This window comes from Roseicyclus salinarum (genome assembly GCF_029624655.1).
Lineage (GTDB): Bacteria > Pseudomonadota > Alphaproteobacteria > Rhodobacterales > Rhodobacteraceae > Roseibacterium > Roseibacterium salinarum.
The window spans coordinates 41,377-60,821 of sequence record NZ_JARRSA010000009.1; the positions used below are offsets into that span (position 1 = coordinate 41,377).

Consider the following 19,445-nt stretch of genomic DNA (forward strand, 5'->3'; position numbering starts at 1 on the left):
ACATGAGCTAAAACCGGAGCCGGTTCAACGCCTGCGGCCGCCACACCGGCCGATGCCTGAAGAACGGGATGCAATACACTGTTTTCCTTGCGAGACATACCAAGGGACGCGCCCGTTCTCATCGCCGGGCCGACGGCTTCGGGCAAGTCGGCCCTCGCGCTGGAGATCGCCGCGAGCGGCGGCGGGGTCGTGGTGAACGCCGACGCGCTTCAGGTCTACGAGGGCTGGCGCGTCCTGACCGCGCGCCCCGGCGAAGCGGACGAGGCGCAAGCGCGCCATGCTCTCTATGGCCACGTGCCTTTCGAGGCGGACTATTCCGTGGGGGACTGGCTGCGCGCCGCCGCGCCGCTCCTCGAGGGGCCGGACCGGCCGATCTTCGTCGGCGGCACCGGCCTCTATTTCCGCGCTCTGACCGAGGGCCTCGCCGAGATCCCGCCGATCCCGCCCGAGATCCGCGCGGAGGCCGAGGCGCGCGACCATGCCGAGTTGCTGCACGACGTCGCGCACGGCGATCCTGCCCTGGCCGCACGCATGGACACGCGAAACCTCGCGCGGCTGCGCCGGGCGTGGGAGGTCCTGCGCGGCACCGGGCGCCCCCTGTCGGAGTGGCAGGCCGAGACCGCGCCGCCGCTGCTGCCCCTCGACGCGGCCCGCGCCATCGTCCTCGACGCGGACCGCGACTGGCTGAACGCCCGGATCGAGGCCCGTTTCGACAAGATGCTCGAGCACGGCGCGCTGGAGGAGGTGCGCGCCAACCTGCCGCGCTGGCCCCGCGCGGGGGGCGCGCGCAAGGCCATCGGCGCGCCCGAGCTTGTCGCCCACCTGCGCGGGGAGATGTCGCTGGGGGCCGCGCGCGAGGCGGCAATCGTCGCCTCGCGGCAATACGCCAAGCGACAGCGCACGTGGTTCCGCGCCCGGATGGGGGCGTGGCGGCCCCTGCCCCTGCCCTGAGAAGCGGCGGAAAGGGACCGCATTCCGGCATCTTCGACGTTACCGCTTGCCATCCCGGCGCGCGTGGCTAGCCTCGGCGCATGTTCGACACGTCGCGACGCCCCCTCGCCCATTCCGTCACCTCGCTGGGCAAGCTGCGGATGCAGGGCGCGTGGAAGTTCGAGCTCCTGCATTCCTCGACCCGGCACAGGCTTTACTGGATCACGCGCGGTCAGGGGCGGATCAGCGTCAAGTGCATCACGCGCGGCTACGGGCCCAACACGGCGATCTTCGTGCCCGCAGGCGCGACCATGGCGCTTGAACTGCAGTCGCAGACGCAGGGCCTCGAGCTGTGCCTGCCGCCCGACGATACGCTCGGCCTGCCGGACCAGCCCTTTCACCTGCGGGTCTCCAACATCGAGGCGCAGGCGAGCCTGACCAGCCACCTCGAGAAGATCGAGCGCGAGCTGGCCGCGCGCGCACCCGCGATGGAGCGCGCGCTGACCGCCTATTCGCTGCTCGTCTCGGCATGGATGACGCGCGAGCTTGCCCGTCAGGAAGGTGCGATCCTGCGCGAGCGGAGCCACCGTCTGGTCGAACTTTTCGCCGAGCGGATGGAGGCGCAGTTCCGCACCGGGCGCGGCGTGGCGGACTACGCAGGCCAGCTTCAGGTGACGCCGACCCACCTCAGCCGGGTCTGCCGCGAGGCCGCCGGACGGCCCGCGCACGCGCTTTTGAACGAGCGCATCATGTACGAGGCGCGGCGGCTGCTGCTGGAAACCGACATGCCCGCCCGCGAGATCGCCGATCACCTGGGCTTTTCCTCGGCCGCCTATTTCACGCGGGCCTTCGCGCAGGCGACAGGCAGGACGCCCTCGGATTTCCGCGCCCCCGCGCGCCGCGCCTGATGCGCCCCAGGGCGCGCGCGCCCGTGCAGTTCCCGTGCCGACGTACGGGCGACAGTGACGAAAAAACCTGTTGCGGTCGGGGGTGATGTCGTTTTTTGTTCGTGTCGATGTCGCAATTGGACAAATGATTTGCGCAACTTGCCGCTGACCTATGCAAGGCAGGCGTCCGCGCACCGGTGCGATCGCCACGCAGCGCGCCCGGCCGGGCCGCGGCGGAACCGCCGGACCTCGGGCGGATCACGATCACGTCACGGTCAGTCCGCATCACGGACGCGCGGGACGACACGATAGAACCACAGGGAGAACGACACATGAGCCATTCCACGAACAAGCGTCCGGCGAGCCATCCGGCCGCCGAGATGTACGCGCAGGAATACAGGGACGGTAAACTCAGCCGCCGCGAATTCCTCACCCGCTCCACCGCGCTCGGCGTCAGCGCCGCGGCCGCCTATTCTCTGATCGGCCTGCCGCAGCCCGCCGCAGCCCAGACCGAGATCGCCGAAGGCGGCGTGCTGCGCATCCAGCAGCTCGTGAAGGCCATGAAGGATCCGATGACCTACGACTGGTCCGAGCTTGGCAACCAGTCGCGCGGTTTCCTCGAATACCTCGCCGAATACCGTGCCGACGGCAGCTTCGTCCCGATGCTGCTGGAAGGCTGGGAGGCCAACGAGGACGCTTCGCAATACACGCTCCGCGTCCGGCAGGGCGTGACGTGGAACAACGGCGACGCCTTCACCGCCGAGGACGTGGCCCGCAACTTCGAGCGCTGGTGCGACGGGTCGGTCGAGGGCAACGCGATGGCCTCCCGGTTCAACGGCCTGCGCGACGCCGAGACCGAGCAGCTCCGCGAGGGGGCGATCGAGATCGTGGACAGCCACACCCTCCGGCTCAACTATTCCGAGCCCGACATCACGCTGATCGCGCAGGTGTCGGACTACCCCGCCGCCGTCGTCCATTCCTCCTTCACCGGCGGCAACCCTTACGACAACGGCATCGGCACCGGCCCCTATCGCCCCGTCAGCATCGAACCGGGCCTGCGCGCGGTGCTCGAGCGCGTGCCCGATTTCGAATGGTGGGGAACGGCCGTCTACGGCGGGCCCTATGTCGACCGCATCGAGTATATCGACTACGGCGTCGATCCCATCTCGTGGCTGTCGGCGGCCGAGGCGGGCGAAGTGAACCTGCTCTACGAATCCGTGGGCGAATACATCGACCTTCTGGATTCGATCGGCTGGACGCGGTCCGAGACGACGACGGCCGCAACGGTCGTGATCCGTCCCAACCACGCCTACGAGGTGGACGGGCGGCGCCCCTACGCCGACGAGCGCGTGCGCCGCGCGCTGACCATGGCGGTGGACAACGCCGTCCTGCTCGAGCTTGGCTACGCCGGCCTCGGCTCGGTCGCCGAGAACCACCACGCCTGCCCGATCCATCCCGAATACGCCGATATCGGCGCGCCCGCGCACGACCCCGCGGCCGCCGCCGAGCTGATGGCCGAAGCCGGCTTCGGCGACTTCGAGCACGAGCTGATCTCGCCCGACGAGGAATGGCTCTCGAACACGGGCAACGCGGTCGCGGCGCAGCTGCGCGACGCAGGCATCCCGGTGCGACGGACGATCACGCCGGGCGCGACGTTCTGGCAGGCCTGGGCGACGCACGGCTTCTCCACGACCTCGTGGAACGGCCGCCCGCTGGCCGTCCAGAACATGGCGCTCGCCTACACCTCGACGGGGTCGTGGAACGAGACGGCCTTCGCCAGCGAGGAGTTCGACGCCGCAATGGCCGAGGCGCTGGCCCTCGCCGACGCGGACGCACGTCGCGAGGTGATGGTGACGCTGGAAGGCATCCTCCAGTCGCAGGGCATCATCATCCAGCCCTACTGGAGGTCGCTCTTCAACCACCAGGACGGGTCGCTGGTGAACGCCGAGAAGCATCCGGCGCACGAGATCCACGTCCACAGGATCGGCTTCGCCGCCTGAGCGACGTCCAACAGGGGCGCGGGGGGCATTTCACGATGCCTCCCGCGCGCGCCCGACGTGTCCCCGCCGCCGATCATGGCGGCACGGACGCAATTCCCGAAAGACCGGAGGTCGCGTTGGCGAAGTTCATCCTGCGCAGGGTCCTGACGATGGCGCTCACGGCACTCTGCATGACGCTCATCGTCTTTCTGCTGACCAACCTGCAACCCAACCTCGAGAAGGTCGCGCGCTCGCTCGCCTCGGTCCGCATGACCGACGCCGAAATCGAGAGCTGGCTGGCCAACAGGGGCTACGACGCGCCCATCCTCGACCGCTACGGACAGTGGCTGGGCGTGATGCCCGGCTGGACGCGGGTCGCCGACGACGGCGGCGTGACCGGGCGCTGCATCGAGCGCGGCATGGCGCCCGAAGAGGCGCCCTTGCGCTGCGGGCTCCTGCAGGGCGATTTCGGTTATTCCACGGTCTTCGACAACGACGTGAAGCCGATCCTCGGACGCGCGCTGGGGCTGACGGGCGTGCTGATGTTCTGGGCCTTCGCCATCATGGTCCCGGCCGCGCTTCTGATCGGGATCCTCGCCGGGATGCGCGAGGGGTCGCGGCTCGACCGGTCGCTTTCCACGCTGTCCATCGCCTCGACCGCGACGCCGGAATATGTCTCGGGCGTGATCTTCATCGTGCTTCTGGCCTCCTCGACGACGGGCCTGTCGCCGTGGCTTTCCGAGATGGGCTGGATCGAGGGGCGCACGCTGTTCACCGGCACCGCGCGCTCGGCGATGGAGTCGGGCATCACGTTCATGAACTTCACCCTGCCCGTCATGACCATCGCGCTTTACGGCATGGGCTACATCGCGCGGATGACGCGCGCCTCGATGGCCGAGGTCATGACCGCGCAATACATCCGCACCGCGCGCCTTAAGGGCGTGAGCTTCCGCAACATCGTCATGCGACATGCGCTCAGGAACGCGCTGATCGCCCCCTTCACGGTGATCATGCTGCAGTTCCCATGGCTCCTGACCGGGGTGGTGATCGTCGAGACGCTGTTCAACTACAACGGCTTTGGCTGGACGCTGGTGCAGGCGGCCTCCAACAACGACATCGAGCTGCTGCTGGCCTGTTCGATCGTCGCGGTCCTCGTGGTGCTGGTGACGCAGCTGATCTCGGACATCGGCTACGTCTTCCTCAACCCGCGCATCCGCATTTCCTGACGCCCCGGAGGTCACGCCCATGGAACCACTTACCTGGACCGGCACCTTCGGGACGTTCCTCAACCCCTTGATGCTGGCCGCCGTCGTCGTCTTCGTCGCGGGCTTCGTCGCGAATTTCGCCATGAACCTCGCGGGCGTGCGGGCGGGCGAGGTGCTGGTCAATCCCGACCACACCCTCAGCGTGAACCGGACGCCCGTCGACTATGCCCTGATGGCGATGAAGGCCGCGGTGCTGCTGTTTCTCGCCTGCTGCATGCTGTTCGTCGTTGGCGGCATCGTGATGCCGGGGCTTGAGCAGAAGGGTATCGTCGGCGCAATGGGGCAGCGGCTCCTGCCGGTGTGGATCGCGCTCATCGTGCTCTTCTCGGCCTCGATCGCCTTCAAGCGCAGGCTCGGCCTTTATGGCAAGCTCTTCGACAGCCCCATCGGCATGGTGGGCTTCGGACTGGTGATGTTCTGGGCCTTCGCCGCCATCTTCGCCGACCTCGTCATCACCCATGGGCCGATCGACGTCCTCAGCCAGATGCGCAACGAGCTTCCCGGAAGCTTCGTGCCGGCCCCCGACGAGGGCGCCTATCCCGTCTACCTGCTGGGCGGCGACAACCTGGGGCGCGACGTCTTCAGCCGCATGGTCATGGGCGCGCGCGAGGTGCTGAAGATCGCGCCGGCCGCGACGCTCTTCGCGTTCATGGTGGGCATCACGCTGGGTCTTCCGGCGGGCTATTTCGGCGGGCGGCTCGACACCGTGCTGACCTTCTTCGCCAACCTCGTTCTCGCCTTCCCCGTGATCTTGCTGTTCTACCTTCTCGTCACGCCCGAGATCGTGGCGGCGGGCATCCCGACGGCGATGGCCGCGGTGCTGTTCCTGTTCCCGATCATCTTCCTCGTCGTCTTGTGGAATTCGCGCTACCACATGCAGGCGGGAAAGCGGGCGATCTACATTTCTGTCTCGCTCGTGCTGGGCTTCTGGCTCTATGCCGGCCTCGCCTTCGACGCCGATCCGCTCGGCATCATATCGATGCCCGGCAACATCCTGATCGTGTTCGTCTCGGTGGTGTTCGTGAACTCGCCCACCGTCTTCCGGATCGTCCGGGGGATCGTCCTCGACATCAAGACGCGGGACTACGTCGCGGCCGGCCAGACGCGCGGCGAGGGCCCGTGGTACATCATGCTCTGGGAGATCCTGCCGAACGCACGCGGGCCGCTCATCGTCGATTTCTGCCTGCGGATCGGCTACACCACGATCCTTCTGGGGACGCTCGGCTTCTTCGGCCTCGGCGTCTCGCCGGAAAGCCCGGACTGGGGATCGACGATCAACGAGGGGCGGCGTCTTCTGACCATCTACCCGCACCCCGCGCTGCCGCCAGCGCTCGCGCTGATGAGCCTCGTGCTGGGGCTGAACCTGCTGGCCGACGGCCTGCGCGAAGAGAGCCTGAAGGACTGATGGCGAGACTTCGCAAGAAACCCCGCGCCCGGCGCCGTCACGGCGCGACGCTCGCCGCCGCCGTCGCCCTGGCGCTGCCCGCAGCCCTGGGCGCGCAGGAGGAGGTATGGCAACCCGCGATCCATTGCGCGGCGCTCGACTTCACGCGCGCCGAGATGCTCGAGGCGCTGGGCGAGGATGCGCCGCCACGGGCCGGCACGCCTCAGGGCGCCGAGCTTGGCGGCCGGACCTACCTTCGGATCGCGGCCGAGGCGATGGGATGCCCCTCCACCGCGCAGCTCGAAACGATGCTCGCGGCGGTGAAAGTGGGCATCGCTCACCGCATCGAGCTTGCCGCGGACTACGGCCACGGACCCGAGGTGACGGTCCTGCCGCTCGCCTCCGAAAGCGAACTCGTCTGCCGTCTGCATGTCGACGCCGCGCTTCTCGCGACGGCGCGCGCGGCGGAGGAGGCGAGCCCGCCCGCCGCCCTTTGCCCCGGCTCGGGGTGAGGGACGGACGATGAACGCGAACCAACGCCCGAAGGCCGGGCGACAGGGAGATTGAAGATGCTGGACGAATCCCCCGATCCGACCTCGGTGATCCCCGAACGTCACGACGGCCCCATCCTCGAGATCGAGAACCTCTCGATCTCCTTCTTCACGCGCCTGCGCGAGATCCCGGCCGTCATGGACTTCTCCACGAAGGTCATGCCCGGCGAGGCGATGGGCCTCGTGGGGGAATCGGGCTGCGGCAAGTCCACCGTGGCGCTCGGCGTGATGCAGGACCTCGGCGTGAACGGGCGCGTCGTCGGCGGCTCGATAAAGTTCAAGGGCCGCGACCTGAACGAGATGTCCCAGGACGAGCTTCGCGCGATCCGTGGCCGCGAGATCGCGATGATCTACCAGGAGCCGATGGCCTCGCTGAATCCCGCGATGAAGATCGGCAGGCAACTCATGGAAGTGCCGATGATCCACGAGGGCGTCTCGGAAAAGGAGGCCTGGGCCCGCGCCCTGGAGGTGGTCACTGACGTGCGCCTGCCCGATCCCGAGCGGATGCTGCGCGCCTATCCGCACCAGCTTTCGGGCGGCCAGCAGCAGCGCATCGTGATCGCCATGGCGCTGATGGCGAACCCATCGCTCCTGATCCTCGACGAACCCACCACCGCGCTCGACGTGACGGTTGAAGCCGCGGTGGTCGACCTCGTGAAGGACCTCGGCCGCAAGTACGGCACTTCGATGCTGTTCATCTCCCACAACCTCGGCCTCGTGCTGGAGACCTGCGACCGCATCTGCGTGATGTATTCGGGCGAGGCGGTCGAGACGGGATCGATCGGGGACGTCTTCGACCAGATGCGCCACCCCTACACGCAGGCGCTGTTCCGCTCGATCCCGCTTCCGGGCGCGGACAAGAACGCGCGGCCGCTGAAGGCCATTCCCGGCAACTTCCCGCTGCCCCACGAGCGCCCGAGGGGATGCAACTTCGGACCGCGTTGCGACTATTTCGAAGCCGGACGCTGTGATGCGGGGGACATCCCGATGGCGCCCGTCCCCGGCGACGAGCGCCACAGGTCGCGCTGCCTGCGCTTCGAAGAGATCGACTGGAACGCGGCGATCGAGGCCTCGCAGTCCATCGACGCGCCCGCCAAGGGAGACGTCGTCCTGCGCGTCGAAAACCTCAAGAAATACTACGAGGTGGCCGCAAGCGCGATGTTCGGGGGCGGCGACCGGAAGGTGGTCAAGGCCAACGAGACGCTCAGCTTCGAGGCCCGCGAAAGCGAGACGCTGGCCATCGTGGGCGAATCCGGCTGCGGCAAGTCCACGCTGGCGAAGGTGCTCATGGGCCTCGAGACCGCGACGGACGGGCAGGTCTACCTCGACGGCGTGGCGATCGGCGATACCCCCATCGAAGACCGCGAGACGGCGACGGTGTCCTCCGTCCAGATGGTGTTCCAGAACCCCTTCGACACGCTCAACCCCTCGATGACCGTGGGCCGCCAGATCATCCGTGCGCTCGAGGTGTTCGGCATCGGCGCCAACGACGAGGCGCGGCGCCAGCGGATGCTGGAGCTTCTGGACCTCGTGAAGCTGCCGCGCGCCTTCGCCGACCGGATGCCGCGCCAGCTTTCGGGCGGTCAGAAGCAGCGCGTCGGCATCGCGCGCGCCTTCTCGGGCGGGGCGCGCATCGTGGTGGCGGACGAGCCCGTTTCGGCGCTCGACGTGTCGGTGCAGGCCGCCGTCACCGACCTCCTGATGGAGATCCAGCGCCGCGAGAAGACGACGCTCCTGTTCATCTCCCACGACCTGTCGATCGTGCGCTACCTCTCGGACCGTGTGATGGTCATGTATCTCGGCCACGTCGTCGAGATCGGCACCACGGACCAGGTCTTCAGCCCGCCCTATCACCCCTACACGGAGGCGCTCCTGTCGGCGGTGCCGATCGCGGACACCAGGGTGCACAAGCAGAACATCGTGCTGGAGGGCGACATCCCCTCGGCGATGGACCCGCCGCCGGGGTGCCCGTTCCAGACGCGCTGCCGCTGGAAGGACAAGGTTCCGGGCGACCTGTGCGAGACCGAAGTGCCGCCGATGCGCAGGATGGCGGAAGGCCACGAGGTCAAGTGCCACCTCGCCGACGAGATCCTCGAACGGATGGAGCCGGTGATCACGCTCGACGCCGCGGAGTAGGCGGGGACCGGCCGCCTGTCAGGGCGGGTTTGACGCAGCCCGCGCGTCAGTCCTTCTCGCGCAGCGTGCGGCGGCGTGTCGGCAGAAGCAGGCGCCGCGGAAGCGCGCGGCCTTCGGCGCAATGGGCGAGCGACACGACGAGCCTGTCCGCCCGGCGCAGCGCCACGAGGAACAGCACCGCCCCGAGCGCAAGGTCCAGCGGCTGGCCGAAGAAATCCGCCTTCGCCACCAGCGTCGCGCACATGCCGAGGAGCGCGCAGCCCCAGACCTGGATCTCGGCCCGCATGGCGGTGGCGAGCTGGTGGGGGGGAAGCGCGCTCGCGTCCTCGGCAGGCTCCATCCCGAACCACCGGCGCAGGAAATTGCCGCGCCGGATCGCGGTGTTGACGTAGTCGCCCGGAAGCCTGTCGCGGCCCACGAGGTCGTTGGTGATGTTGTCCTCGAGCCAGCAGATCCGCATGAGCGCGAAGACAGCGACGACGCCCATCAGGTTCGCAGGCGCCCATGCCCCCGCCAGCGCCGCGGCGGCGACGATGCCCGCCGCGATGCACAGATGTGCCTTTTCCGTGCGTCCTGACGTGTTCATGCGCGTCCCTCCGTTATGCCGAAACGCCGCCCGCTTCGCGACGGTTCCCCGCCCGCCCCCCCCGGCGCGGGACCGGCCACCCGAGCCTAGGCCAGTTTGCGGCGGAACGTTTACCATTTTCTGAAAACATGGCGGCGTGCACGGCCCGCGGGGCGGTTTTCGGCCGCGCAAAAGAAAAAGGGGACGCCGGTGGCGCCCCCAGTTTCGCTGATCAGGCTCGGATGTTAACTGCCCGAAGTGTTCTGCCTGCGGCCTGATCCGCGTCAGGGGCGAGCGCACCCGCCCCGGATGGCAGGCGCGCGGCGGTGAGGCCGCGCACCCGATTTCGTTCAGCTGCAGCCGCTCGTGCCGCCGCAGGTGTTGCACTTCATGCAGGTGCCGTTGCGCACCAGCGTGTAGTTGCCGCATTCGCCGCAGGCCTCGCCCTCGTAGCCCTGCATCCGCGCCTTGGTGGCCGCATCGACCGAGACCGATCCCTTGGCGACCGCCGCGGTGGCCGCCACGGCCGCGACCGTGCCCTTCACCTCCGGCACCAGCGTCGCGAGCGCCTCGACCGGGTCGGCGGCCCCGCCTTGCAGCACCACGAAGTCCTGCGGCAGGCGCTTGCGAAGATAGCCGGTCGAGCTGATCTGCTTCAGCACCTCGAGCGACTTGGTGGCCGCCGTCTCGGTGACGGGCCGGACGTTCGACACGCCCTCCTCCACACCGCGGCCGACATCGTCGAAGCTGGCCCCTTCCGGCGCGACATGCGCAAGGTCCGTGCGGTCGAGGTAGCTCACCGCCAGCTCGCGGAAGATGTAGTCGAGGATCGACGTCGCGTTCTTGATCGAGTCGTTGCCCTGCACCATGCCCGAGGGCTCGAACTTGGTGAAGGTGAAGGCGTCCACGAACTCCTCCAGCGGCACGCCGTATTGCAGGCCGACCGACACCGCGATGGCGAAGTTGTTCATCATCGCCCGGAAGCCAGCGCCTTCCTTGTGCATGTCGATGAAGATCTCGCCCAGCGAGCCGTCCTGGTATTCGCCGGTCCGCAGGTAGACCTTGTGTCCGCCCACGATCGCCTTCTGGGTATAGCCCTTGCGCCGCTCGGGAAGCTTCTCGCGGTGGGCGCGGACGATCTCCTTGACGATGACCTTCTCGACGATCTTCTCGGCGAGAACGGCCGCCTTCTCCTGGGCCGTGCCACTCTCGAGGATCTCGGCCGCCTCATCGTCGTCCTCGACCAGCGCGGAGGCCAGCGGCTGCGACAGCTTGGAGCCGTCACGGTAGAGCGCGTTGGCCTTCACCCCGAGGGACCACGACAGCTCGTAGGCCTTCTGGCAGTCCTCGATCGTGGCCGAGTTCGGCATGTTGATCGTCTTGGAGATCGCGCCCGAGATGAAGCTCTGGGCGGCCGCCATCATGTGGATGTGGCTGTCAACGCCGAGGAAGCGCTTGCCCTTCTTGCCGCAGGGGTTGGCGCAGTCGAAGACGTGGTAGTGCTCTTCCTTGAGGAAGGGCGCGCCTTCCAGCGTCATGGTCCCGCAGACATGGTCGTTGGCCGCCTCGATCTCGGCCTTCGAGAAGCCGAGATGCCGGAGCATGTCGAAGGTCGGGTCGTTCAGCTTCTCGGCGGGAATGCCGAGGGCCTGCGTGCAGAAGGCCTCGCCCAGCGTCCATTGGTTGAACACGAAGCGGATGTCGAAGGCCGAGGGAAGTGCTGCCTCGACCTTGGCGATCTCCTCGGCGCCGAAGCCGTGGCCGATCAGAGAGGTGTGGTTGATCCCCGGCGCCTGGCCGAGTGTGCCGTGGCCGACGGCGTAGGCGATGATCTCCTCGATCTGCGAGGAGGTGTAGCCAAGCGTCTCGAGCGCGCCCGGAACGGACTGGTTGATGATCTTGAAGTAGCCGCCGCCGGCCAGCTTCTTGAACTTCACCAGCGCGAAGTCGGGCTCGATGCCGGTGGTGTCGCAGTCCATCACGAGACCGATCGTGCCCGTGGGCGCGATGACGGTCGCCTGCGCGTTGCGGTAGCCATGCGTCTCGCCCAGCGTCAGCGTCTCGTCCCAGGCCTGCCGGGCAAGGTCGATGAGCCGAGCGTCGGGGCAGTTGGCATGATCGAGCGCGACGGGGTTCACGTTCACCGCCTCGTAGCCGTCGGTCTTGCCGTAGGCTGCGGCGCGGTGGTTGCGCATGACCCGCAGCATGTGCTCGCGGTTGCGCTGGAAGCCCGCGAAGGGACCCAGCTCCGAGGCGACCTCGGCGGAGGTGGCGTAGGCCACGCCCGTCATGATCGCGGTCAGCGCGCCGCACATCGCGCGGCCCTCGGGGCTGTCATAGCCGAGGCCCATGTTCATCAGGAGCCCGCCGATGTTGGCATAGCCGAGGCCGAGCGTCCGGAAGTCGTAGGACAGCTGCGCGATCTCCTTGGAGGGGAACTGCGCCATCGTCACCGAGATTTCCAGCGTCAGCGTCCACAGGCGCGTGGCGTGCATATAGCTTTCGGCGTCGAACTTGCCGTTCTTGTAGAAGGTCAGCAGGTTCATCGACGCCAGGTTGCAGGCCGTGTCGTCGAGGAACATGTATTCCGAGCACGGGTTCGAGCCCCGGATCGGCCCGTCCTCGGGGCAGGTGTGCCATGCGTTGACGGTGTCGTGGAACTGGATGCCGGGATCGGCACAGGCCCATGCGGCGTGGCCGACCTTCTCCCACAGCTCGCGCGCCTTGATCGTCTTGGCGACCTTGCCACCGACGCGGTTGATCAGGTTCCAGTCCGCGTCCTCCTCGACGGCCTTCAGGAAGGCGTCGGTGACACGGATCGAGTTGTTCGAGTTCTGGCCCGAGACGCTGGAATAGGCTTCGCTGTCCCAGTCGGTGTCGTAGGTCGGAAACTCGATCGAGGTGTAGCCCTGCTTGGCGTAGTCGAGCACGCGCTTGATGTAGGTCTCGGGCACGCTCGCCTGCTTGGCGGTGCGGATCGCCTTCTTCAGCGCGTCGTTCGCAGCCGGATCGACCGCGTCCTCGAGGGCGCCGTCCCAGGCCTGGATCGCCGCGAAAATGCCGTTCAGCGTGCGCTCATGCGCCTTGGACCCGGCGACGAGGCTCGCGACCTTCTGCTCCTCGACGACCTTCCATTCGATGAAGTCCTCGATGTCGGGATGGTCGGCATCGACGATGACCATCTTGGCCGCGCGACGCGTGGTGCCGCCCGACTTGATCGAGCCCGCCGCGCGATCGCCAATCTTCAGGAAGCCCATGAGGCCCGACGACTTGCCGCCGCCCGACAGCTTCTCGCCCTCGCCGCGAAGGTGCGAGAAGTTCGTGCCCGTGCCCGAGCCATACTTGAACAGGCGCGCCTCGCGGACCCACAGGTCCATGATCCCGCCCTCGTTCACGAGGTCGTCCTGCACGCCCTGGATGAAGCAGGCATGGGGCTGGGGGTGCTCGTAGGCGCTGCTCGACTTGGTCAGCTTGCCGGTCTTGTAGTCGACGTAGTGGTGGCCCTGGCTGGGCCCGTCGATGCCGTAGGCCCAGTGCAGGCCGGTGTTGAACCACTGCGGCGAGTTCGGCGCTGCCATCTGGCGCGCGAGCATCAGCTGCATTTCCTCGAAATAGGCGAGCGCGTCGCTTTCGTCGGTGAAATAGCCGCCCTTCCAGCCCCAGTAGGCCCAGGCGCCCGCGAGCCGGCGGAAGACCTGCCGCGCGCTCGTCTCGCCGACGATGCGGGCGTCCTCGGGCAGCTCCTCGAGCGCCTTCTCGTCGGCCACGTGCCGCCACAGGAACTCGGGCACGCCCTTTTCCTTGACCGGCTTCAGGCGGGCCGGAACCCCGGCCTTGCGGAAATACTTCTGGGCGATCACGTCGGAGGCGACCTGGCTCCAGCCCGCGGGCACCTCGACCTCGTCGAGACGGAACACCACGGTGCCGTTGGGGTTGCGGATCTCGGAGCTGGTCGTCGTGAATTCGACGTCCGCATAAGCGTCAGCACCGGCCCGTGTGAATCTGCGTTCGATCTTCATGTCTTGTGCCTCTCCGACCTTCTGTACCCTGGTTCCCTTCGCAGCCAGCCCGCACCCCTCGGGGATACGTGCCGGCCGGTCTTTTGCCTGTCGCGGGGCCCGCGGTCCGGCCACGAGTGTCCGGACATCGAACGCAGGGGACTGGCGCGCGCCGTCAGGCGCACGGGTCTCCGTGCTGATAATCGTAACGCGAGGTTGATCCTCTGCCCCTGCCAAGTTGCGCTACATATTGTGGCGCTTCACCCGACGGACACAAACTGACGTAGGCGCACCCATAGCGTCAATGTAATTTTAAGGCCTTCGATACAATTTTTTGGCTTGCCAAGAAGCGTATCGGGCGTTCCGTCCGGGACCGCCTCGATTCACCCACAGGGACGGTCGGGGAAGTTCCTCAGAAATTGTTGGACAAACCCGCGGATCGTGGTCTCTCGCGCCCCGGTTCCGGCAAGACCGAGCTCCCCGCGCCGGATGCGGAGGAAACCGCCGGATGCGGCGCCGCGGAACCACTAGATGTTGCGCGAGGGCCACGACAGGCACCCGCACAGGCTGCCCCGCACGCAGGGACAGCAGCCGCGACACACAAGATGTAGGTGGAGAGGGAGATGGTCGGGGCGGCGAGATTCGAACTCACGACCTTCTGTACCCAAAACAGACGCGCTACCAAGCTGCGCCACGCCCCGACGCGCCCTGTTACCTCGCGCGCGAGGCTGCGCGCAAGGGGCTGCCTTGCGCCCACGCGCGTGGGCCGGTCACTCGGCGCAGGGCCAGGCGGCGATCTCCTGGTTCAGGGCGGGATGGCGCAGCTCGGTGCCGGGCCCCATGCCGAAGGCTTCGGCAAGGCCCGCGTTCACCTCGAGCACGTATTGCGCCGGCGCGTCGCTCGGCAGGCTGGTCTCGTCGAATGGCACCGCGTCCGCCTGCACGCTGACCCACGCGCCGCTGGCGTCGAAGTAGATGATGTCGAGCGGGATGTAGGTGTTGCGCATCCAGAACGTGCGCACCCGCTCCTCGGGAAAGACGAACAGCATCCCCGACGACTGAGGCATCTCCTCCACGAACATCAGGCCGCGCGCGCGCGTCTCGGGCGTGTCGGCGATGTCCACGCGGAACCGCGCGGTGCCCCAGTCGCCCCGCAGCTCGACGCGGCCCTCCGAGCAGGCCGCGACAGCCGCCCCCGCCGAGAGCGCGGCAGCCCCGGCGACGGACGCCGCAAGCGCGAGGCGAGCGATGATCGACGGGCCCGAAGCCCCTACTGGACGTAATCCCAACTGCGCACCTCGGCGGCAAGCTTTCCCCTCGGTCCGTCCACCACCTTCATGGCGACCGCCTCGCCCGCCTGCAGATCGGACAGACCGAACCGGCGCAGCACCTCGACATGAACGAACACGTCCTCAGCATGGCCGAAAACGTTCGCGAACCCAAAGCCTTTCGCCTTGTCGAACCATTTGACGCGGGCGGCGAGAAACGGGGCGTCCGGCGGCGCATCGGGGATGACGACGCTGGCCGAGCGTTCGGTCATCACCTCGGGGTCGGGCGGAACGATCTCGACGACCTCGCTCGCCTGCAGCCCACGCGGCGTCTCGTGGACGAGGACCGTGATGCCCGAACCCTCGGCGACCGAACCCTGGCCATAGTTCCTCAGCACGTTCGCATGGAGAAGGATATCGGGTCCGCCATCGTCGGCGACGATGAAGCCGAACCCCTTCCCAGCATCAAACCACTTCACGCGGCCGCGCACGACCTGCTCTGAAGCCTCATTCTCGGCCATTCCGCCTAAGTCCCAATCTTGTGGCCGCGAGGCCCCTGCATGTCCCGACGCAACATATCGCAGGGTCAACTAACTCTCGGCAACACGAAAATAATGTTGTTTTCCATTGATCTGGAAAATTCGCGCTTCGCGAATGGGTGCGATATGGGCCCCTGGGCGAGAAATCGAGCTACGGATTCAGCCGCGTGACGGACCATTCCGGGGCGCCCTCGGCGCGCACCCAACGGAAGCGGTCATGGAGCCGGAAGGCGCCGTCGGCCCAGAATTCGATCTCCACCGGCCGGATGCGGAACCCGCCCCAATGCGGCGGCCGCGGCGGCGCGGGCCCCTTCTCGGCGGTGACGCGCGCGACGTCGGCCATCAGCGCGGCGCGGCTCTGAAGCGGGCGCGACTGCTTCGAGGCCCAGGCGCCCAGCCGGCTCTTGAGCGAGCGGCTCGCGAAATAGGCGTCCGCCGCGGGTCCGTCCTCGCGTTCGACCGGGCCGCGCACGCGGATCTGCCGCCGCAGGCTCTTCCAGTGCATGGTAAAGGCCGCCCGCGGCGTCGCGGCAAGCTCCTGCCCCTTGGCGCTTTCGTAATTCGTGTAGAAGACGAAGGCGCCCTGCCCCCGCCCCTCTGCCTCGATCTCCTTAAGAAGGACCATGCGCACGTTGGGCATCCCCGCCGGGTCCACGGTGGCGAGCGCAATGGCGTTGGGGTCCTCGGGCTCGGTCCTGCCGGCTTCCGCAAGCCACGCCTTCGCGATCTCGAACGGGTCGTCTCCCGCGAAAATTCCGGTCCGGTCGCTCATCGTGTTCTCCTGCGCAGAAGGCCTGCACCATATCGGCAACCCAAGCCGCCGCAAGCCCCGCCTCGGGCCGCGCGCAATCTTGCGGCTCACGGGTCGATGGCCTACAGGGGTTGCACCTGCGAGTTGGAAAAAAGCGGAGACGGCCATGGGCTTGATGACAGGCAAACGCGGACTGATCATGGGTCTGGCCAACGACAAGTCCATCGCCTGGGGCATCGCGCGCACCGTCGCGGCCGAGGGCGCGGAACTGGCCTTCTCCTATCAGGGCGAGCAGCTTCTCAAGCGGGTCGGACCGCTGGCCGAGTCGCTCGGCTCGGACATCGTCCTGCCCTGCGACGTGGGCGACGAGGACAGCCTCGATGCGCTCTTCGCCGCGCTCGCCGAGCGTTGGGACAGCATCGATTTCGTGGTCCACGCCATCGGCTTCTCCGACAAGAACGAGCTGCGCGGCCGCTACGTCGAGACGAGCCCCGCGAACTTCGCGCAGACGATGCACATCTCGGTCTATTCCTTCACCGCCGTGTGCCAGCGCGCCGAGAAGATGATGCCGAACGGCGGCTCGCTTCTGACGCTGACGTATTTCGGCGCCGAGAAGGTCATGCCGCATTACAACGTCATGGGTGTGGCCAAGGCCGCGCTCGAGGCGTCGGTGATGTATCTCGCCGAGGATCTCGGCCGCGACGGCATCCGCGTGAACGCGATCAGCGCGGGTACGATCAAGACGCTTGCGGCCTCCGGGATCGGCGACTTCCGCTACATCCTGAAATGGAACGAGAACAACGCGCCCCTGCGCCGGACGGTCACTCAGGAGGAGGTCGGCAAGTCCGCGCTCTATCTCCTGTCGGACCTCTCCAGCGCGGTGACGGGCGAGGTCCACCACGTCGATTCGGGCTACAACGTCATCGGGATGAAGAACCCCGAGGCGCCCGACATGACGCTCGAACGCAAGGGGGAGTGAGGCGATGATCAATCCGCTTCCGCACGAGAAGGGCTTTCACGTCTCGTGGGACCAGATTCACCGCGACGCGCGCGCTCTGGCCTGGCGGCTGGACAAGCGCGGCCCGGGCGAGGACGGAGCGTGGCGCGCGGTCGTGGCGATCACCCGCGGCGGCATGGCGCCCGCCATGATCGTGGCGCGCGAGCTCGACATCCGCATGGTCGATACGATCAGCGTGAAAAGCTACAATCACCAGAACCAGACCGCGCCCGTCGTGCTGAACCGGCCCGACGATGCGATGATGGGCGACGGCGACGGCGTTCTGGTCGTCGACGACCTCGTGGACACGGGCAAGACGCTCGAGGTGGTGCGCGCTCTCTATCCGAGGGCCCATTTCGCCACCGTCTACGCCAAGCCCAAGGGCGAGCCGATGGTCGACACCTTCATCACGGGCGTGAGCCAGGACACCTGGATCTTCTTTCCGTGGGACATGGCGCTGCAATACGTCGAGCCCTACCGCGGCGCGGACTGATCAGCGCGCGGCGAGCGCCTCGGCCAGGACGTCGCGCACGGCTTCGGGCGGCACGTCGCCGCTGACGAAGGCCTCGCCGATGCCGCGCGCGAGGATGAAACGCAGCTTGCCGTCCATCACCTTCTTGTCCTGAGCCATCAGGTCCAGCAGACCGTCCGCATCGGGCAGGTCGCCGGGGATGTCGGCAAGGTCGCGCTTCATGCCCATCTCGGCGAGGTGCGCGCGCACGCGGCTGGGGTCCTCCTGGCTGCACAGGCCAAGTCTTGCGGACAGCCCGAAAGCGAGCGCGCAGCCGATCGCCACGCCTTCGCCATGCAGCAGCCTGTCCGAATAGCCCGTCGCGGCCTCCAGCGCGTGGCCGAACGTGTGCCCGAGGTTCAGAAGCGCGCGGTCGCCCTGCTCGGTCTCGTCGCGCACCACGATGTCGGCCTTCATCGCGACCGAGCGCCGGATGGCCTCGGCGCGCAAGCCGGCGTCGCCGGCGGCAAGAGCGGGCCCGTTGCGTTCGAGCCACGCGAAGAAGCCCGCGTCGCCCAGAAGGCCGTACTTCGCGACCTCGCCGTATCCCGCAAGGAAATCGCGGGGCGCGAGCGTGCCGAGGACGTCGATGTCTGCCAGCACGCGCGACGGCTGGTGGAACGCCCCCACGAGGTTCTTGCCGTGGACCGTGTTGATCCCGGTCTTGCCGCCGACGGAGGAATCCACCTGCGCCAGAAGCGTCGTGGGCACCTGCACGAAGCGCACGCCGCGGCGCAGGATCGCGGCCGCGAAGCCCACGAGGTCGCCGATCACGCCGCCGCCGAACGCGATGACGACATCGCGCCGTTCGACCTTCTCCGACAGCAGCCACTCGACCGTGCGCGTGAGGTGCGGCCAGCTCTTGGTGGCCTCTCCGGGCGGCAGGCTCAGGGCCTCGCTGCCGATGCCGCCGGCCTCGAGCCCCGCCTGAAGCGCGCCGAGGTGATGCGCCGCGACCGTGCTTTCGGTGACGATCCAGGTCCGACCGCGCGGCAGCAGGTCCGCGATCTCGGCGCCCGCGCGCGCCAGCAAGCCCGGCGCGATACGCACGTCATAGGCGCGCGTCCCAAGCGGAACGTGAACATCGTGCGACAAACTACTGATATCATTCATTCGATCGAAGCTCCTCGACCGCGCCCGCCTCGACGAGGCGGCGCAGAACATGACCCGCGGTCTCGGTGATGGACCATTCCGGCTGCACATGCACCTTCAGCGGCGCGAGCCTGTAGACGGGGCTGCGCGCCTCAAGGATCTCCGACAGGCTGCGCCTGGGGTTGTCCGTGCGCAGGAGGGGCCGCGTCGTCTTGTGGCGGACGCGGCTCCACAACAGCTCGAGGTCCGCCTCGAGCCAGAGCACCGCCGCCTTCGCCGTCATCAGCTGGCGGTTACGCTCCGACATCCACGCCCCGCCCCCCGTCGAAAGCACGCAAGGCGCGTCCTCCAGCAGGCGGGCGATCACCTGCGTCTCCTTCTCGCGGAAGAATGCCTCGCCGTAGCGCTCGAAGATCTCGGCGATCGATAGCCGGGCGCGGTCCACGATCTCGGCATCCGAGTCGCGCATCGGCACGCCGAGCCGCGTGGCCAGAGCCCGGCCCACGGCCGTCTTCCCGGCGCCCATCATTCCGATGAGAACCACGGTCTTCCGCAAGCGGACGTCGACCTCTGGCGCGCTTTCGCCCATGTC

16 protein-coding genes and 1 tRNA gene are annotated in these 19,445 nt (G+C 67.7%); 9 read left to right on the forward strand and 8 right to left on the reverse strand.

What is annotated here, in order from left to right:
- Positions 1–78: 78 nt before the first annotated feature.
- The 7 genes from miaA to P6F26_RS08045 all read left to right on the forward strand — a co-directional run bounded on the left by miaA (position 79) and on the right by P6F26_RS08045 (position 9,132).
- Positions 79–951, forward strand: a complete 873-nt coding sequence (gene miaA, locus P6F26_RS08015; RefSeq protein WP_278028264.1) for a tRNA (adenosine(37)-N6)-dimethylallyltransferase MiaA — start codon at positions 79–81, stop codon at positions 949–951.
- Between the two features lie 80 nt (positions 952–1,031).
- Complete coding sequence (locus P6F26_RS08020) at positions 1,032–1,838, forward strand: AraC family transcriptional regulator (protein WP_278028147.1); 807 nt, start codon at positions 1,032–1,034, stop codon at positions 1,836–1,838.
- Positions 1,839–2,149: 311 nt separating this feature from the next.
- Positions 2,150–3,817: an ABC transporter substrate-binding protein gene (locus P6F26_RS08025; RefSeq protein ID WP_278028148.1), complete on the forward strand. Its 1,668-nt coding sequence runs from the start codon at positions 2,150–2,152 to the stop codon at positions 3,815–3,817.
- 116 nt (positions 3,818–3,933) lie between these two features.
- On the forward strand, positions 3,934–5,022 hold the full coding sequence (locus P6F26_RS08030; protein ID WP_278028149.1) for an ABC transporter permease: 1,089 nt from the start codon (positions 3,934–3,936) through the stop codon (positions 5,020–5,022).
- 19 nt (positions 5,023–5,041) lie between these two features.
- Complete coding sequence (locus P6F26_RS08035) at positions 5,042–6,466, forward strand: ABC transporter permease (protein ID WP_278028150.1); 1,425 nt, start codon at positions 5,042–5,044, stop codon at positions 6,464–6,466.
- Positions 6,466–6,957 (forward strand): hypothetical protein, encoded by a 492-nt coding sequence (locus tag P6F26_RS08040; RefSeq protein ID WP_278028151.1) that lies wholly within the window; start codon positions 6,466–6,468, stop codon positions 6,955–6,957. Before P6F26_RS08035 ends, P6F26_RS08040 begins: the two co-directional genes overlap by 1 nt.
- 57 nt (positions 6,958–7,014) lie before the next feature.
- Positions 7,015–9,132: a dipeptide ABC transporter ATP-binding protein gene (locus P6F26_RS08045; RefSeq protein WP_278028152.1), complete on the forward strand. Its 2,118-nt coding sequence runs from the start codon at positions 7,015–7,017 to the stop codon at positions 9,130–9,132.
- Between the two features lie 46 nt (positions 9,133–9,178).
- Here the strand turns inward: P6F26_RS08045 and P6F26_RS08050 are convergent, their stop codons facing one another.
- The 6 genes from P6F26_RS08050 to pdxH all read right to left on the reverse strand — a co-directional run bounded on the left by P6F26_RS08050 (position 9,179) and on the right by pdxH (position 16,274).
- Positions 9,179–9,718, reverse strand: coding sequence for a hypothetical protein (locus tag P6F26_RS08050; RefSeq protein WP_278028153.1), 540 nt, complete (start codon positions 9,716–9,718; stop codon positions 9,179–9,181).
- Between the two features lie 329 nt (positions 9,719–10,047).
- Positions 10,048–13,716: a vitamin B12-dependent ribonucleotide reductase gene (locus P6F26_RS08055; protein WP_278028154.1), complete on the reverse strand. Its 3,669-nt coding sequence runs from the start codon at positions 13,714–13,716 to the stop codon at positions 10,048–10,050.
- A gap of 603 nt (positions 13,717–14,319) precedes the next feature.
- Positions 14,320–14,396, reverse strand: a tRNA-Pro gene (locus tag P6F26_RS08060).
- A 69-nt stretch (positions 14,397–14,465) separates the two neighbouring features.
- A complete protein-coding gene (locus P6F26_RS08065; RefSeq protein WP_278028155.1) occupies positions 14,466–14,984 on the reverse strand; it encodes a DUF192 domain-containing protein in 519 nt (172 codons plus the stop codon).
- On the reverse strand, positions 14,966–15,484 hold the full coding sequence (locus P6F26_RS08070) for a cold-shock protein (protein WP_278028156.1): 519 nt from the start codon (positions 15,482–15,484) through the stop codon (positions 14,966–14,968). The genes P6F26_RS08065 and P6F26_RS08070 overlap by 19 nt, the downstream gene beginning before the upstream one ends.
- A gap of 169 nt (positions 15,485–15,653) precedes the next feature.
- Complete coding sequence (gene pdxH, locus P6F26_RS08075; RefSeq protein ID WP_278028157.1) at positions 15,654–16,274, reverse strand: pyridoxamine 5'-phosphate oxidase; 621 nt, start codon at positions 16,272–16,274, stop codon at positions 15,654–15,656.
- 145 nt (positions 16,275–16,419) lie between these two features.
- Between pdxH and fabI the strand changes: the two genes are divergently transcribed.
- Positions 16,420–17,232 (forward strand): enoyl-ACP reductase FabI, encoded by an 813-nt coding sequence (gene fabI / locus P6F26_RS08080; protein WP_278028158.1) that lies wholly within the window; start codon positions 16,420–16,422, stop codon positions 17,230–17,232.
- Positions 17,233–17,236: 4 nt separating this feature from the next.
- On the forward strand, positions 17,237–17,743 hold the full coding sequence (gene gpt, locus P6F26_RS08085) for a xanthine phosphoribosyltransferase (protein WP_278028159.1): 507 nt from the start codon (positions 17,237–17,239) through the stop codon (positions 17,741–17,743).
- On the opposite strand, the gene aroB is transcribed toward gpt, so the two are convergent.
- Positions 17,744–18,874, reverse strand: a complete 1,131-nt coding sequence (gene aroB / locus P6F26_RS08090; RefSeq protein ID WP_278028160.1) for a 3-dehydroquinate synthase — start codon at positions 18,872–18,874, stop codon at positions 17,744–17,746.
- Positions 18,867–19,442 (reverse strand): shikimate kinase, encoded by a 576-nt coding sequence (locus P6F26_RS08095; RefSeq protein ID WP_278028161.1) that lies wholly within the window; start codon positions 19,440–19,442, stop codon positions 18,867–18,869. The genes aroB and P6F26_RS08095 overlap by 8 nt, the downstream gene beginning before the upstream one ends.
- Positions 19,443–19,445 lie beyond the last annotated feature (3 nt).

Bases quoted from the DNA above. Each gene is read 5' to 3' on its own strand.
- P6F26_RS08045 (WP_278028152.1), top strand. From the start codon at position 7,015: ATGCTGGACGAATCCCCCGATCCGACCTCGGTGATCCCCGAACGTCAC.
- P6F26_RS08070 (WP_278028156.1), bottom strand. From the start codon at position 15,484: ATGGCCGAGAATGAGGCTTCAGAGCAGGTCGTGCGCGGCCGCGTGAAG.
- P6F26_RS08025 (WP_278028148.1), top strand. From the start codon at position 2,150: ATGAGCCATTCCACGAACAAGCGTCCGGCGAGCCATCCGGCCGCCGAG.
- gpt (WP_278028159.1), top strand. From the start codon at position 17,237: ATGATCAATCCGCTTCCGCACGAGAAGGGCTTTCACGTCTCGTGGGAC.
- P6F26_RS08040 (WP_278028151.1), top strand. From the start codon at position 6,466: ATGGCGAGACTTCGCAAGAAACCCCGCGCCCGGCGCCGTCACGGCGCG.
- pdxH (WP_278028157.1), bottom strand. From the start codon at position 16,274: ATGAGCGACCGGACCGGAATTTTCGCGGGAGACGACCCGTTCGAGATC.
- P6F26_RS08095 (WP_278028161.1), bottom strand. From the start codon at position 19,442: ATGGGCGAAAGCGCGCCAGAGGTCGACGTCCGCTTGCGGAAGACCGTG.
- fabI (WP_278028158.1), top strand. From the start codon at position 16,420: ATGGGCTTGATGACAGGCAAACGCGGACTGATCATGGGTCTGGCCAAC.
- P6F26_RS08035 (WP_278028150.1), top strand. From the start codon at position 5,042: ATGGAACCACTTACCTGGACCGGCACCTTCGGGACGTTCCTCAACCCC.
- P6F26_RS08055 (WP_278028154.1), bottom strand. From the start codon at position 13,716: ATGAAGATCGAACGCAGATTCACACGGGCCGGTGCTGACGCTTATGCG.
- P6F26_RS08020 (WP_278028147.1), top strand. From the start codon at position 1,032: ATGTTCGACACGTCGCGACGCCCCCTCGCCCATTCCGTCACCTCGCTG.
- P6F26_RS08050 (WP_278028153.1), bottom strand. From the start codon at position 9,718: ATGAACACGTCAGGACGCACGGAAAAGGCACATCTGTGCATCGCGGCG.
- aroB (WP_278028160.1), bottom strand. From the start codon at position 18,874: ATGAATGATATCAGTAGTTTGTCGCACGATGTTCACGTTCCGCTTGGG.